The following is a 15,206-nucleotide window of genomic DNA, read 5'->3' on the forward strand; positions in this document are numbered from 1 at the left end:
ACCCGTCCTTCCCTAACAAGTGTTTGGTAGGTTAGCGTGGCGCCATGACAGGCGTCGAGAGTCCGGCCTACGAGCCGGGGCACGGGCTGCTGGCGGGACGCACCGCCGTCATCACCGCCGCCGCCGGCGCGGGCATCGGCGGGGCGACCGCACGCCGCTTCCTGGAGGAGGGCGCGCACGTCCTGATCAGCGACGCGCACGCACGGCGCCTGAAGGAGCACGAGACGGTCCTGGCCCGCGAGTTCCCGGGCGCGGTGACCTCCCTGGCGTGCGACGTCACCGACGAGGCCCAGGTGGAGGCGCTCCTCGACACCGCCGTCCGGGACCACGGACGGCTCGACATCGTCGTCAACAACGCCGGCCTCGGCGGCACTTCGGAGCTCGTCGACATGACCGACGACCAGTGGACCCGCGTCCTCGACGTCACGCTGAACGGCACCTTCCGCTGCACCCGGGCGGCCCTGCGGCGGATGCGGGACTCCGGCGGGGTGATCGTCAACAACGCCTCCGTCGTCGGCTGGCGCGCCCAGGCCGGACAGGCGCACTACGCCGCCGCCAAGGCCGGGGTCATGGCGCTCACCCGGTGCGCGGCACTGGAGGCGGCCCGGTACGGCGTCCGCGTCAACGCCGTGTCGCCCAGCCTCGCCATGCACCCGCACCTGGTGAAGGTGACCTCGGCCGAGCTGCTGGAGGAGCTCACCGCGCGCGAGGCCCTCGGGCGGTACGCGCAGCCCTGGGAGGTGGCCAACGTGATCGTGTTCCTCGCGTCCGGCTACTCCTCGTACATGACGGGCGAGGTCGTCGCCGTCAGCAGCCAGCACGCCTAGGACAATGGACGATGTGCCGACCAAGAAGAAGCCCCAGGTGAGCGCCGCCGCCCCCGCGCGCCGTCGCGAACTCCTCGACACCGCCGCCGAGGTCTTCGCCGAACAGGGCTACAACGCCACGACCGTACGCAAGATCGCGGACCACGCGGGCATGCTCGCGGGCAGCCTCTACTACCACTTCGACTCCAAGGAATCGATGCTGGAGGAGATCCTGCGGACCTTCCTCGACGAGCTCTGGGACGGCTACGACACCGTCCTGAGCGCCGAACTCGACCCGCGCGGGACGCTGGAGGCCCTGGTCACCGAGTCGTTCCGGGAGATCGACCGGCACCGGGCCGCCGTCGCGATCTACCAGAAGGAGAGCAGGCACCTGGTGGCGCAGGAGCGGTTCGCGTTCCTCGCCGACTCGCAGCGCAGGTTCGAGAAGGCCTGGCTGTCCACGCTGGAGCGCGGGGTCGCGGCCGAGGTGTTCCGGGCCGACCTCGACGTGCGGCTGACCTACCGGTTCGTGCGTGACACCGTGTGGGTCGCCGCGTCCTGGTACCGGCCCGGCGGACAGCACAGCCCGGAGGAGATCGCCCGGCAGTACCTGTCGATGGTGCTGGACGGGATCGCCGTACGCGAACAGCCCTGACGGATGAGGGAGTTGCCATGGCCGAGGCCTACATCGTCGAAGCGGTCCGTACGCCCGTCGGGCGGCGCGGCGGAGGACTGAGCGGGGTCCACCCGGCCGACCTGGGCGCGCACGTGCTCAAGTCGCTGGTCGAGCGGGCCGGGATCGACCCCGCCGCCGTGGAGGACGTCGTCTTCGGCTGCCTCGACGCGGTCGGGCCGCAGGCCGGGGACATCGCGCGGACCGCGTGGCTGGCGGCCGGGCTGCCCGAGGAGGTGCCCGGGGTGACCGTGGACCGGCAGTGCGGGTCCTCGCAGCAGGCCGTGCACTTCGCCGCGCAGGGCGTGCTGTCCGGCACGCAGGACCTCGTGGTCGCCGGCGGGGTGCAGAACATGTCGATGATCCCGATCGCGTTCGCGACCCGGCAGGCCGCCGAGCCGCTCGGGCTGACCCAGGGGCCCTTCGCGGGCAGCGAGGGGTGGCGGGCGCGGTACGGGGACCGGGCGGTGAACCAGTTCGTCGGCGCGGAGACGATCGCCGGGAAGTGGGGGATCAGCCGCGCGGACCAGGAGGAGTTCGCGCTGCGGTCCCACCGGCGGGCGTTGCGGGCCATCGACGAGGGGCGCTTCGAGCGCGAGACGGTGGCCTACGGCCCGGTCGCGGTCGACGAGGGCCCGCGCCGGGACACCTCCCTGGAGAAGATGGCCGGGCTGAAGCCGGTGATCGAGGGCGGCACCATCACCGCGGCCTGTTCCTCGCAGGTCTCCGACGGGGCGGCGGCCATGCTGCTGGCCTCGGAGCGGGCGGTGCGCGAACACGGGCTGACCCCCCGCGCCCGCGTGCACCACCTCTCGGTGCGCGGCGAGGACCCCATCCGCATGCTCACGGCTCCCATCCCGGCCACCGCGCACGCCCTGAAGAAGACCGGCCTCACCATCGGCGACATCGACCTAGTCGAGATCAACGAGGCCTTCGCGCCGGTGGTGCTGGCCTGGCTGAAGGAGACGGGAGCCGACCCGGACAAGGTCAACGTCAACGGCGGCGCGATCGCCCTCGGCCATCCCCTGGGCGCGACGGGCGTGCGCCTGATGACGACCCTGCTGCACGAACTGGAGCGCACGGGCGGCCGGTTCGGCCTCCAGACCATGTGCGAGGGCGGGGGACAGGCGAACGTGACGGTCATCGAGAGGCTGTGACGACGGGGCAGGCGAAGTGACGGTCACTGAGAGGCTTTGAGGCTCGCCAGGACCTCCTCCGCCTCCCTCATGATCCGTTCCACCAGCTCCGTGCACGACGGCAGGTCGTCGATGACCCCGGCGACCTGCCCGGAGGCCATCACGCCGAGATCCGTACGGCCGTCCACCATCGCCGCCCTGAGCAGCATGGGGGTGTTGGCGGCGAGCAGCACCTGGCTCCAGGTGAGGTCCTTGCCGTGGCGCATCGCGCGGCCGTCGTGCAGGAGCCGGCGCCAGGTCAGACCGGACAGGCGGCGGAAGGCGGCGGCGTGCCGGGCGGCCCGCAGCAGGGCGCGCGCCCGCCCCGCCCGTTCCAGGGCGTCCACCAGGTCGGTGCGGAGCATGCGGTGCGGAAGGCCGTCGACCGCCCGGGTCACCGTCACGTCCCGGACCGTCGCCGCGAGATAGCGGGCCTTCACCGCGTCCGGCACCGTCGAGTCCGAGGTGAGCAGGAACCGCGTGCCCATGGCGACGCCCGCCGCCCCGTACGCCAGTGCCGCGACCAGGCCCCGCCCGTCGAAGAAGCCGCCCGCCGCCACGACCGGGATGTCGACCGCGTCCACCACCTGCGGCAGCAGCACCGTCGTCGCCACCTCCCCGGTGTGCCCGCCACCCTCCCCGCCCTGCACGATCACCGCGTCGGCGCCCCAGGCCGCGACCTTCTCGGCGTGCCGCCGGGCCCCCACGGAGGGGACGACGACCACCCCCGCCTCCTTGAGCGTGCCGATCAGCTCGGCCGAGGGCGCCAGGGCGAACGACGCCACCCGCACGCCCTCGTCGATGATCACCCGCACCCGGTCCCCGGCGTCCGCCGCGTCGGCCCGCAGGTTGACCCCGAAGGGCGCGTCGGTACGGGACCTCACCTCCCGCACGGCGTCCCGGAGCTGGTCGAGGGTCATGGTCGCGGAGGCCAGGACGCCGAGCGCGCCCGCGTTCGCCGCGGCGGAGACCAGGCGGGGTCCCGCCACCCATCCCATCCCGGTCTGCACGATCGGACGGCGGACCCCGGTCAGCCGGGTGAGCGCGGTCTCCATCAGCCGGCCACCTCCCGGGACCGGGTGTCGTGCGGGTCGAGCACCTCGCGGATCAACTCCAGTTCACCGGCGGTCGGTTCGCGGGTGTACGGCACCTCGTCAGGGACCGCCAGTTCAAAACCGGTGGCCTCCCGCACCTGTGCCACGGTGACCCCCGGATGCAGCGAGGCCAGCCGCATCGAGCGGTCCGGGCCCGCGAAGTCGAAGACACCCAGGTCGGAGACGACGCGCGGGATGCGGTGGAAACGCGCCCCGGCGGCACGGTCGTACCCCACTCCGCACACCATGTCGACCTTCTCGACGAACACCCGGCGGGAGTGCCTGGGCACCCAGTAACTGGTCGGGTTGTTCAGGGTGTTGACCGGGGCGCCGCGCACCCCGAGCAGTTGGCGTGCCGGTCTCGACCAGTCGCCGATGCAGGAGATGTTCTGGTTGCCGTACCGGTCGAGCTGGCTCGCGCCCATCATCACGTGCCGCCGCCCGCCGGTGACCAGGGCGAGGTGCTGCCGGTAGGGCAGCCAGCCCTCGGGTGTGCCGTCCGGGCGGACCAGCAGGGCCTCGCCGTCGGTGAGCAGCAGGTCGGGGGAGAAGGTGAGGCGGGCGAGCCGGGCGCCGACCGAGGGGATCAGGCCCATCGGGCTGGCCAGGATCTCCCCCGCGTCCCGCCATGCCTCGGCGCAGGCGATCACGCAGTACTCACTCCGGGTCGCGGTCATGCAGGTCCCCCGAGATACCGTGCGGCGAACTCCGGCCAGGGCGTGGTCGCGTACTCCCGCTGGACGGTCTCGTCCCGGTCGTAGTCGGGTGCGCAGGAGGTGAAGTGGGCGCCGCCGGGGGCTTCGACCACGCCGGTCACCGTGTGCCGCTTGACGAGCAGTGACTGCGGCGGCGCGTCCTTCGTCAACTCCGCGGTGTCCACGATCCGTTCGCAGGAGACGTACGCGGTGTCGGCCGCCTCGCAGAACAGGTCGTCGAAGTAGGGGTCGGGGCCGAGGCACTGGCCGTTGCCCAGCCGGTCGGCGCGGTTCATGTGCACCAGGGCGGCGTCCGTGCGGAGCGCCGGCGCGGCGACGAACGTCTCCCGGTCGTCGTAGGGCGAGGTCACCGTCCGCAGGCCGGGGTTGACCCGCAGGACGTCCGAGCCGATCGCCGTCCGCACCGGCAGGAACGGCAGCCGGTTCGCGGCCGCGTGCAGGCCCCACATGAACATCGCCTCGTCGATCTCCGTCAGTTCGAACGCACCGGCCTCGCGGGCCGCCCGGTAATGGGGTTCCAGCGGGATCGAGTCGAGGGTGACGAAGGCGGTGACGAGCCTGCGGATGCGCCCGGCGGCGGCGAGCATGCCGACGTCCGGGCCGCCGTACGAGACGATCGTCAGGTCGGTGAGGTCCGAGCGCAGCACCGCGCGCACCAGCGCCATCGGCTTGCGGCGCGAGCCCCAGCCGCCGATGCCGAGGGTCATGCCGCTGCGCAGCCGGGAGACGACCTCGTCGGCCGTCATGGTCTTGTCGCTCACTCGGCCTCCCTGCCGAACGTGTCACGGACCCGGTCGGCGACCCCGCTGACGCTCGCCTCGTAGGTGAAGCCCTGTTCGTGGCGGTAGCTGCGGCGGACGTCGACCGGGTCGATGCCGTTGATGGCGGCCTTGGCGAGGCGCAGCAGTTCGCCGTCCTTGGCGGCGATCTCGCGGGCCGACTCCAGGGCCGTCGCGGCGAGTTCGTCCCGCGGGACGACCTTCCACACCGAGCCGTGCTGCCGCAGTTCGGCGGCGGTGACCGTGCGGGAGGTGAAGTACAGGGCGCGCATGAGGTGCTGGGGGACCAGCCGGGCCAGGTGGGTGGCCGCGCCGAGGGCCCCGCGGTCCAGTTCGGGCAGGCCGAAGACGGCGTCCTCGCTCGCCACGACCACGTCCGCGTTGCCCACCAGGCCGACGCCGCCGCCCAGGCAGAACCCCTGCACGGCCGCCACCACGGGCACCTCGCAGTCGTACACCGCCGAAAAGGCCTCGAAGCAGCCGCGGTTGGCGCCGACGAGGGCGGCCGGGCCGCGGGTCTGGATCTCCTTGATGTCCACGCCCGCGTTGAAACCGCGCCCCTCGGCGGTCAGCACCACACACCTGACCTGCGGATCGCGGCCGGCCGCGCGCACGGCGTCGGCCAGGGCGAACCAGCCGTCCACCGGAAGGGCGTTCACCGGCGGGAAGTCGACCCCGACCAGGACGATGCCCTTTTCCGGGGACGAGGTGGAGACACCCATGGCCGCATCAGCTACCTTTCCACCAAACGTTTGTTAGGTGAAGGGTAGCGGCGAATGGAGCTGAGCGGGAGGGTCGTGGTCGTCACCGGCGGCACGCGCGGAGTCGGCGCCGGGATCGCCCGCTCCTTCGCACGGGCGGGGGCGGACGTCGTCGTCTGCGCGCGCAGACCGCCCGAAGTCCCGTCGCCGACAGGGCGGTTCGTGGCGCTGGACGTCCGGGACGGCGACGCCGTACGGCACTTCTTCGCCGCCCTGCCGCGCCTGGACGTCCTGGTCAACAACGCGGGCGGGGCCCCCTACCGGCTGCTCGCCGACGCGAGCCCCGAACGGCACGCGCGTGTGGTGGAGTTGAACCTCCTCGCCCCGCTGACGGTGTCCCTGGCCGCGTACGACCACCTCAAGCGGGCCCGGGGCTCGATCGTCATGATCGGCAGCGTCAGCGGCGGCCGGCCCTCGCCCGGCACGGCCGCGTACGGGGCGGCCAAGGCGGGCCTGGAGAACCTCGCCCGCTCGATGGCCGTGGAGTGGGCGCCCCACGTGCGCGTGAACACCCTGGTCGTCGGCATGGTGCGCACCGAGCGCTCGCATCTGCACTACGGCGACGAGGAGGGCGTGGCCGCCGTCTCCCGCACGGTCCCGCTCGGCCGTCTGGCCGAACCCTCCGACGTGGGCGCGGCAGCCGTCTTCCTCGCCTCCGACGCCGCCGCCTACATCAGCGGCGCCTCGCTGCCGGTGCACGGCGGCGGCGAGCGCCCCGCCTTCCTGGACGCCGCAACCGCCCCCGAGGAGACGTGAGATGACCGGAATCTGCGACGGCCGGGTCGTCGTCGTCACCGGCGCCGGCCGCGGTCTCGGCCGCGCCCACGCGCTCGCCTTCGCCGCCGAGGGGGCACGGGTCGTCGTCAACGACCTCGGCGTCGGCCTCGACGGCACCCCGGACCCCGACAGCCCCGCCCACCTCGTCGCCGAGGAGATCCGCGCGGCGGGCGGCGAGGCGGTCGCCCACGGCGGCGACATCGCGACCTCCGACGGTGCCGCCTCCCTCGTCCGGGCGGCCCTGGAGGCGTACGGCCGGCTCGACACCCTGGTCAACAACGCCGGCTTCCTGCGCGACCGGATGCTCGTCAACCTCGACGAGGAGGACTGGGACGCGGTGCTGCGGGTGCACCTCAAGGGCCACTTCCTGCCGCTGAAGCACGCGGCCGCGCACTGGCGGGCGGAGACCAGGGCGGGCCGCGCCCCGGTGGCCAGGATCGTCAACACGTCCAGCGGCGCCGGCCTGTCGGGCTCGGTCGGGCAGGGCAACTACAGCGCCGCGAAGGCCGGGATCCTCGGCCTCACCCTGGTCGCGGCGGCCGAACTCGCCCGCTACGGCGTCCAGGTCAACGCGATCGCCCCCGCGGCCCGGACGAGGATGACGGAACGGACGTTCGCCGACACCATGGCCGCCCCGGCCGACGGATTCGACGCGATGGCCCCGGAGAACGTGTCCCCGCTCGTCGTCTGGCTGGGCTCGCAGTCCAGCGCGGGCGTGACCGGCCGGGTCTTCGAGGCCGAGGGCGGCCGGATCACGGTGATGGAGGGCTGGCGGCCCGGCCCGACGGCGGACAGAGGCGCGAGGTGGACCCCGGCGGAGGCAGGAGACACGGCGCGGAAGCTGTTGGGGGAGGCCGGGACACCCCGACCGGTGTACGGGACGTAACGCGCCACCCTACGTGTCGCACTCCAGCACCGTCCTGCACAACGCGCAGCGAGCCCGTACCCGCCCCCGCACCGGCACCCGGATCCGCTGGTGGCAGGTGGGACACGGGAAGGAGACCCGCAGCCGGCCCGGGCCGTCCGGGGTGAAGGTGTAGGGGACGCCCGGCTGCGGGCCGGGGGCATGACGGCGGTCCCGCGCGTAGCGGCGGCGGCCCGCCCAGCCCGCCGCGGTGAGGGGCGGCTGCTCGGAGTCCTGCCGGGCCCGCGCCATGCCCTTCTCGTACGCGGTGTACGCCTGCGCGCTGGTGAACCACACCGAGGGGTCCTCCCCGAACACCAGCGACCGCTTCGCCAGCACGTACCCGAACTCCTCCGGCGTGAGGTACCCCAGCTTCTGCGAGGACGCCGCGTCCTCCCGGTACGCGTCCAGCAGCAGCCAGCCCGCGCCCAGGTACGTCGTCGCCGTGTCGGTGAGGATCTCGTTCTCGCGCACCCCCGGGAAGGACAGGTCCAGCCGGTGCAGGTACACGTGCATGACCTCGTGGGCCAGCGCCGCGCCGATGTCCCGCCGATGCGTGCGGAACCGGTCGTTCAGCTCGACGAAGTACTCGGGGCCCGCGGTGAGTTCGATGTTCGCCGCGTGCGTCATCTCGCGGAAGCCGACCACGAGCCGGGCGTCCGGGAGCCGGTAGTGCCGCACCAGCTCCCGGGCCACCCGCTGCGCCCCGAGATGGAGGTCGTCGGTGTCGCAGAACGCCACGTCCACCGGGGCCACGCTCGTCGCGAACGTCTGGACGGTGTCGTAGGAGAGCCGCCTGTAGAGCGCGTTGATCGAGGCCCGCACCGTCTCCAGGTGCGGGTAGCCGTGCTGGACCGGTCCGTCGTTCGTCACGCCCGTACCCCCAAGACGCCCTGAACCCGATTCCACTCTACGAGGTCGCGGCCGGATTCTCGTGGGCCGGATCCGGGGCACGCAGCCGGAGCGCCGGCCCGTGCGCCGGCGCCTCCTCCAGCTCCAGCACCCACACCTCGTTGCGGCCCTCCCGCAGCACGGGACCGGGCACGTACAGCGTGCGCTGCGGGCCCGCGGACCAGTACCGGCCGAGACCGAAGCCGTTGACCCACACGAACCCCCGGGTCAGGCCCGGCAGCTCCAGGACCGCGTCCCCGGCGCCCCGCACCTCCACCGCACCCCGGTACAGGCCCGGCGAGCCGTCCCCGGGGACCGCGCCGAAGCCGATCCCCGTCACCGAGTCCAGCGCGTCGAGGCGCAGCCCCCGCGCCCGCACCCCGTGCAGGAACTGCCGCTCGTGCAGCAGCCCCCCGGTGATCCCCTTGGCCTCCCCGCTCCGCGGCCCGTAGTTGACCCGCCCCAGCGACTCCACCCACAGCTCCACGCGCGCGTGCCCCGCGACCGGCTCCTTGAGCTGCACGTCCTCCTCGGTGAGCACCCCGGCCCGCTTCCCGTCGACGTACACCACCGCCAGGTCCCTGAGCCCGCGCGCGATCAGCGGGTACGGCTGCCGCGGCCCCGGCACGGTCACCTCGTACCGCACCAGCCCTCGGTCGACGTCCAGCTCCTCGAAGGTCGGCGGCACGGGACCCTCGTGGGGCGGACCGCCGCGCTCCTCCAGCACGGCGGACAGCGAGGCCCACTCGGTCAGCTCCACATCTCTGACGGCACCGAGCACCTCCGGCGCGGGCGGCAGGTCCGCGACCGGGCCGTACTCGGACAGCACCTCGCGGAAACGCCAGAACTTCTCCGTCGGCCTGCCGTACTCGTCGACCGGCGCGTCGTAGTCGTACGACGTCACGTCCGGCTCCAGCGGACCGTCGTGCAGCGCGCCCCCGCCCCGGTTGGCGCCCGCCCAGCCCGCGAAGTTCGTGCCCCCGTGCGCCATGTACAGGTTCACCGAGGCACCGCACTCCAGGATCTCCCGCAACGCCGCGGCCGCGTCCCCGGCGTCCCGCACGACGGGCCGGCCGCCCCAGTGCTCGAACCAGCCGCACCAGAACTCCATGCACATCAGCGGGCCGTCCGGCCGGTACCGGCGCACCGCCTCGAAGGCCGTGCGGGCGTCGGAACCGAAGTTCACCGTGGCGAGGACACCGGGGACCGAGCCGCCGGTGAGCATGTGGTCCTCGGGGCCGTCCGAGGTGAACAGCGGGACGGTCACGCCCTCGGCGCGCAGCAGCTCCGTCAGCCGCAGCAGGTAGGCGGCGTCCGAACCGTAGCTGCCGTACTCGTTCTCCGCCTGCACCATGACCACCGGGCCGCCGCGGTCGACCTGCCGCTCCACGACCTGCGGCAGCAGCCGCCTGAACCAGCGCCCGACCTGCGCGAGGTACCGCTCGTCGCTCGTGCGCGCGTGCCCCTCCAGCCAGTGCGGCAGCCCGCCGTTCTCCCACTCCGCGCAGATGTAGGGGCCGGGGCGCACGATCGCCCACAGCCCCGCCTCTTGGGCCGCGTCCAGGAACCGGCCCAGCGCCTCCACGTCCCGGACGTCACCCGGGTGCGGCTCGTGCAGGTTCCACGGCACGTACGTCTCCACGCAGTTGAGGCCCATCGCCCGCAGCATCGCCAGCCGGTGCCCCCACGCCGCCTCGTGCACCCGGAAGTAGTGCAGCGCACCGGACAGCAGCCGCACCGGCCGTCCGTCCAGCAGGAAATCGGTTTCACCCACCGTGAACTCGCTCATAGGCTCCACCCTCACCACTGGCGGCGATCACGTCCATGGACAAAGATCGGCGCTGCTTGGACCGAAGCGCATGCAAGGAGCGCGATGTACCACACCTGGATGCGATTCCTCAGCCCCAGCCCCGTCCACCACCGCCTGGGCCTGGTCTGCCTGGGAGTCGGACTCCAGTACGGCGCGCTGCCCACCGTCGGTCCCCGCATCCTCGACAGCCACGTCGCCGTCGTCATCAGCACCGGCACCGGCTGGTACGAGACCCCCGACGGCCGCCGTACGACGGTCACCGCGCCCTGCCTGCTGTGGCTCACCCCCGGCATCCCCCACCACTACGCGCCCGACCCGGAGAACGGCTGGGACGAGGGGTTCGTCGGCTTCACCGGGCCCGCCACCGCCACCTACACCGAACTCGGCTACATCGAACCCGACCGCCCCGTCGTGCCCCTGTCCGACGCCACCGGCCCGCGCGCGGTGATCGCCCGCATCGCCCGCGCCGCCCGCCGCGACAACCCCCTCCTGGAGGTCGAGACCGGCGCCGCCGTCCACGAACTGCTGGTCGCCCTGCGCCGCGCCCGCGCCGACCTCGCCCCCGACGGCGACCCCGTCCTCAAGGCCCTCGCCCGCGACGCCTGCACACCCATGTCGGTCGCCGACCACGCCGCCCGGCACGGCATGACCCTCGCCGAACTGCGCACCGCCGTCCGCCGCGGCGCCGGGTGCAGCCCCAAGGACTACCTCCTCGGCATCCGCCTCGGCCGCGCCAAGGAACTGCTCGCCGCCACCGAACTCCCCGTCGCCTCCGTCGCCCGCCGCGTCGGCTACGACGACCCCGCCTACTTCTCCCGCCTCTTCACCCGCCGCGTCGGCATGGCCCCCGTCCGCTTCCGCGCCCAGGAGAGCCGGACCGTACCGGGCGGCTGGAGCAACCAGGTACCGGACCCGGACGATCCACCGCGGATCTGAGGAGGGGGGGAGGCGGAGGGTGTCGGGCAAGGGGGCGCTGGACGCGGGGGTGTCGGCCACGGAGGCGTCGGCCAAGGGGCGTGCCGGCCACGGGAAAGGGGCTGACCAGTCGGGTACGGCGGCGTCGGTCGCAGGTCCGGGGCCCGGGGTGCTGGGCCGTCCGTCTAGGGTTGTCGCCCATGACCACCAGCAACACCGGATCCGGTGACGTCGACCCCGCCGTCCGCGAAGAGCTCAACCGGCTGCGGGACAGCATCGACAACATCGACGCGGCCGTCGTCCACATGCTCGCCGAGCGCTTCAAGGCCACCCAGCAGGTCGGCCACCTCAAGGCCCGCCACCAGTTGCCGCCCGCCGACCCGGCCCGCGAGGCCCGCCAGATCGAACGGCTGCGCACCCTCGCCGAGAACGCCAAACTCGACCCGGCCTTCGCCGAGAAGTTCCTGAACTTCATCATCGCCGAGGTGATCCGGCACCACGAGCGCATCGCCGAGGACACCGTCAACGACCCCGCGCCCCTGGCCGATTGAGCCCGCCCGCGACCCCGGGGAGGTGACACGGGCGCCCGCACCCGGCATGCTGCGCTGTGCACTCCTCGTCAGCCCGCGAGCACTCCGTGTCAGCGCACGGGCGTAGGCTGGCTGTCCGCGAGGGAGGGACGTCGGGCCATGCCTTCGGATGCCAAGATCCTCATCGTCGACGACCACGAGGACACGCTCTACGCCCTGGAGAGCGCCCTCGCCCCGCTGGGCTACCGGCTCGGCCGCGCCACCAGCGGTGACGAGGCCCTCAAGCAGGTGCTCCGGGGCCAGGTCGGCCTCCTGCTCCTCGACGTGCGGATGCCCGGCGTCAGCGGACTCGACGTGGTCCGCTACATGCGGCGCCTGGAGCAGACCCAGCACATCCCCGTCGTCCTGGTCACCGGCTTCGGCCCCGACCACGAACTCACCTCCGCCGCCTTCGGCCTCGGCGTCGCCGACCTCGTGATGAAACCCATCGACCCCTGGGCCCTGCGCACCAAGGTCCGCTACCTCTTCGACGCCCACCGCCGCCACCTCGCCCTCGAACACGAGGTCCGCGAGTTACGCGCCCTCGTCAAGGACCACACCGAGGACAAGGGCCACGACGAGGACGAGGAACCCGCCGCCCACCTGGCCCTGCCCCACCCCGACGCCCGGGTACCGGTGCAGCGCGGCAACGGGGCGCACACCGGGGAGCTCGAACAGGACCGGACATAAGGCGTGTACCGATCCGCCTCTGTGAGTTGCCCGTGCCATCAGGCAGCATGTCCTGCATGTCCGTACTGACGCGCGACGAAGCGCAGACCCGTGCCAAGCTCCTCGACGTTCACCGCTACACCATCGCGCTCGACCTCACCACCGGTGACGAGACCTTCGCGTCCCGGACGGTCATCCGGTTCACCGCGCGCACGCAGGCGGACACCTTTGTCGAGCTCAAGCCGGCCGAACTGCGGGAGGCCACCCTCGACGGCCACCCCCTCGACCCGGAGACCCTCGAGGACAACCGGCTGCCCCTCACCGGGCTGACCGCCGGCGAGCACGAACTGCGCATCGACGCCGTCATGCGGTACTCCCGCACCGGCGAGGGCATGCACCGCTTCACCGACCCCACCGACGGCGAGACCTACGTCTACACCCAGCTCTTCCTGGACGACGTGCAGCGCGTCTTCGCCGCCTTCGACCAGCCCGACCTGAAGGCCGTCTTCGACCTGTCCGTGACGGCCCCCGAGAACTGGTCCGTCCTCGCCAACGGCATCACCAGCAACCTCGGCGACGGCCACTGGCAGGCCGCCACCACCCCTCTGATCTCCACCTACCTCGTCGCCGTCGCCGCCGGCCCCTGGCACTCCGTGCGCACCGAACACCGCGGCCTGCCCTTCGGCATCCACTGCCGCCGCTCCCTCGCGCCCTACCTGGACCCGGACGCCGACGAGATCTTCGAGATCACCAAGCAGTGCTACGACCGCTACCACGAGAAGTTCGAGGAGCCCTACCCCTTCGACTCCTACGACCAGGCGTTCGTCCCCGAGTTCAACGCCGGCGCCATGGAGAACCCCGGCCTCGTCACCTTCCGCGACGAGTTCGTCTACCGCTCCGCCGTCACCGACACCGAGCGCCAGACCCGCGCCATGGTCATCGCCCACGAGATGGCCCACATGTGGTTCGGCGACCTCGTCACCCTGCGCTGGTGGGACGACATCTGGCTGAACGAGTCCTTCGCCGAGTACATGGGCTACCAGACCCTCACCGAGGCCACCCGCTTCACCGACACCTGGGTCGACTTCGGCGTCGTCCGCAAGGGCTGGGGCTACGACGCGGACCAGCGCCCCTCCACCCACCCCGTCGCCCCCGACGCCGTCGACGACACCGCCGCAGCCCTCCTCAACTTCGACGGCATCTCCTACGCCAAGGGCGCCTCCGCCCTGCGGCAGTTGGTGACCTGGCTCGGCGAGAAGGACTTCCTCGCCGGCATCAACACCCACTTCGCCCGCCACAAGTTCGCCAACGCCGCCCTCGCCGACTTCATCGACTCCCTCGCCTCCGCCACCGAACGCGACGTCCACGCCTGGGCCGACGCCTGGCTGCGCACCACCGGCGTCGACACCCTCAGGCCCACCGTCACCCGCGGCGAGGAAGGCACCTACACCCTCCAGGTCGAGCACGAGGGCAGCCGCCCGCACCGCATCGCCGTCGGCCTCTACGACCAGGACGTCACCGACGAGGGCCGCCACCTCGTCCTGCGCGACCGCCTCGACCTCGACGTCCCGCAGCACACCCCGCAGCCCATCGGCAAGCGCCCCACCCTCCTGCTCCTCAACGACGGCGACCTCAGCTACGCCAAGGTCCGCTTCGACACCGACTCCTTCAAGGCCGTCACCGAGTGCCTGTCCGGCCTGCCCTCGCCCCTGACCCGCGCCGTCGTCTGGAACGCCCTGCGCGACGCGGTCCGCGACGGCGAACTCCCGCCCACCGCCTACCTGGACACGGCCCGCACCCACCTCCCGCACGAGACCGACCTCGCCCTCGTCCAGGGCGTCCTCGCCTTCGCCTCCACCTACGTCGCCGACCGCTACGTCACCCCCGAGCAGCGCCCCGCCGCCCTCACCACCCTCTCCTCCCTGTGCCGCGACCTCATCCGCCGCACCGAGGACGGCGACAACCCCGGCCTGCGCCTGATCGCCGTCCGCCACTGCATCGACGTCGCCGCCCACCCCGACACCATCGCCGCCTGGCTCGCCGACGGCACCGTCCCCGGCGGCCCCGAACTCGACCCCGAACTGCGCTGGCGCGTCCTCGCCCGCCTCGCCGCCCTCGGCGCCACCGACGAGAGCGCCATCGCCGCCGAACTGGCCCGCGACCCCTCCGCCACCGGCCAGGAAGGCGCCGCCCGCTGCCGCGCCGCCCTGCCCACCGAGGAGGCCAAGGCACAGGCCTGGGAGGCGATGTTCAGCCGCGACGACCTCTCCAACTACCTGTTCACCGCCACCGCCCGAGGCTTCTGGCAGCCCGAACAGGCCGACCTCGTACGGCAGTACGTACCCCGCTACTACGAGGACGCCGTCGCCCTCGCCGCCCGCCGGGGCCCCGCCATCGCCGACGCGGCCGGCCGCTGGGCCTTCCCCGACCACGCCGTCGACGAGGACAACCTGCACCTCGGCGAGGCCTGCCTGCGCGACGCCGACCCCATCCCCGCCCTGCGCCGCAAACTGGTCGACCAACTCGACGACCTGGCACGGGCCCTGCGCGTGCGGGGCCGGTAGAGCGGGCCTGTAGAGCGGATTTTCCCCGTACGGCAGTACCCCCTTTCGGGTCAGGATCGTTGAACTCTCCGGGCGCGCCCAGGCAACCGCGTCCAAGCTGGAA

At 72.8% G+C, this 15,206-nt stretch carries 15 protein-coding genes; 9 read left to right on the forward strand and 6 right to left on the reverse strand.

What is annotated here, in order from left to right:
* The first annotated feature begins 44 nt into the window (after positions 1-44).
* The 3 genes from ACZ66S_RS28965 to ACZ66S_RS28975 are packed head-to-tail and all read left to right on the forward strand — an operon-like array spanning position 45 to position 2,636.
* The gene (locus ACZ66S_RS28965; RefSeq protein ID WP_469904482.1) at positions 45-827 is read left to right on the forward strand and encodes an SDR family oxidoreductase; all 783 of its coding nucleotides are present in this window, start codon (positions 45-47) and stop codon (positions 825-827) included.
* 13 nt (positions 828-840) lie between these two features.
* Positions 841-1,461 (forward strand): TetR/AcrR family transcriptional regulator, encoded by a 621-nt coding sequence (locus ACZ66S_RS28970; protein WP_469904483.1) that lies wholly within the window; start codon positions 841-843, stop codon positions 1,459-1,461.
* Positions 1,462-1,478: 17 nt separating this feature from the next.
* A complete protein-coding gene (locus ACZ66S_RS28975) occupies positions 1,479-2,636 on the forward strand; it encodes an acetyl-CoA C-acetyltransferase (RefSeq protein ID WP_469904484.1) in 1,158 nt (385 codons plus the stop codon).
* Positions 2,637-2,659: 23 nt separating this feature from the next.
* Here the strand turns inward: ACZ66S_RS28975 and ACZ66S_RS28980 are convergent, their stop codons facing one another.
* From ACZ66S_RS28980 to ACZ66S_RS28995, 4 genes are read right to left on the reverse strand one after another with little or no spacing between them, the layout of a single operon-like run.
* Positions 2,660-3,709, reverse strand: coding sequence for an NAD(P)H-dependent flavin oxidoreductase (locus ACZ66S_RS28980; RefSeq protein ID WP_469904485.1), 1,050 nt, complete (start codon positions 3,707-3,709; stop codon positions 2,660-2,662).
* Positions 3,709-4,425, reverse strand: a complete 717-nt coding sequence (locus tag ACZ66S_RS28985; protein ID WP_469904486.1) for a CoA-transferase subunit beta — start codon at positions 4,423-4,425, stop codon at positions 3,709-3,711. The genes ACZ66S_RS28980 and ACZ66S_RS28985 overlap by 1 nt, the downstream gene beginning before the upstream one ends.
* Positions 4,422-5,225, reverse strand: a complete 804-nt coding sequence (locus ACZ66S_RS28990; protein ID WP_469904487.1) for a CoA transferase subunit A — start codon at positions 5,223-5,225, stop codon at positions 4,422-4,424. The genes ACZ66S_RS28985 and ACZ66S_RS28990 overlap by 4 nt, the downstream gene beginning before the upstream one ends.
* Entirely contained in the window at positions 5,222-5,965 is a 744-nt protein-coding gene (locus ACZ66S_RS28995) for an enoyl-CoA hydratase family protein (RefSeq protein ID WP_469904488.1), read from the reverse strand. Before ACZ66S_RS28995 ends, ACZ66S_RS28990 begins: the two co-directional genes overlap by 4 nt.
* Positions 5,966-6,019: 54 nt before the next feature.
* Between ACZ66S_RS28995 and ACZ66S_RS29000 the strand changes: the two genes are divergently transcribed.
* Both ACZ66S_RS29000 and ACZ66S_RS29005 read left to right on the forward strand, forming a co-directional pair.
* Positions 6,020-6,760 (forward strand): SDR family oxidoreductase, encoded by a 741-nt coding sequence (locus tag ACZ66S_RS29000; protein ID WP_469904489.1) that lies wholly within the window; start codon positions 6,020-6,022, stop codon positions 6,758-6,760.
* Position 6,761: 1 nt separating this feature from the next.
* Positions 6,762-7,667, forward strand: a complete 906-nt coding sequence (locus ACZ66S_RS29005) for an SDR family oxidoreductase (RefSeq protein WP_469904490.1) — start codon at positions 6,762-6,764, stop codon at positions 7,665-7,667.
* A 9-nt stretch (positions 7,668-7,676) separates the two neighbouring features.
* Here ACZ66S_RS29005 and ACZ66S_RS29010 read toward each other — a convergent pair whose 3' ends face one another.
* Both ACZ66S_RS29010 and ACZ66S_RS29015 read right to left on the reverse strand, forming a co-directional pair.
* Complete coding sequence (locus tag ACZ66S_RS29010) at positions 7,677-8,558, reverse strand: hypothetical protein (RefSeq protein ID WP_469904491.1); 882 nt, start codon at positions 8,556-8,558, stop codon at positions 7,677-7,679.
* 37 nt (positions 8,559-8,595) lie between these two features.
* The gene (locus tag ACZ66S_RS29015; RefSeq protein ID WP_469904492.1) at positions 8,596-10,365 is read right to left on the reverse strand and encodes a glycoside hydrolase family 35 protein; all 1,770 of its coding nucleotides are present in this window, start codon (positions 10,363-10,365) and stop codon (positions 8,596-8,598) included.
* 84 nt (positions 10,366-10,449) lie between these two features.
* Between ACZ66S_RS29015 and ACZ66S_RS29020 the strand changes: the two genes are divergently transcribed.
* The 4 genes from ACZ66S_RS29020 (at position 10,450) to pepN (ending at position 15,103) form a co-directional block, all read left to right on the forward strand.
* Complete coding sequence (locus tag ACZ66S_RS29020) at positions 10,450-11,322, forward strand: helix-turn-helix domain-containing protein (protein ID WP_469904493.1); 873 nt, start codon at positions 10,450-10,452, stop codon at positions 11,320-11,322.
* A gap of 179 nt (positions 11,323-11,501) precedes the next feature.
* Entirely contained in the window at positions 11,502-11,852 is a 351-nt protein-coding gene (locus ACZ66S_RS29025; protein WP_469904494.1) for a chorismate mutase, read from the forward strand.
* Between the two features lie 138 nt (positions 11,853-11,990).
* Positions 11,991-12,560 carry a response regulator gene (locus ACZ66S_RS29030; protein WP_469904495.1) on the forward strand — a complete coding sequence of 190 codons (570 nt, stop codon included), beginning with the start codon at positions 11,991-11,993 and terminating at the stop codon, positions 12,558-12,560.
* Positions 12,561-12,616: 56 nt separating this feature from the next.
* Complete coding sequence (pepN, locus tag ACZ66S_RS29035) at positions 12,617-15,103, forward strand: aminopeptidase N (protein WP_469904496.1); 2,487 nt, start codon at positions 12,617-12,619, stop codon at positions 15,101-15,103.
* The last annotated feature ends 103 nt before the right edge of the window (positions 15,104-15,206 follow it).

This window comes from Streptomyces sp. NPDC107471, from assembly GCF_055582845.1.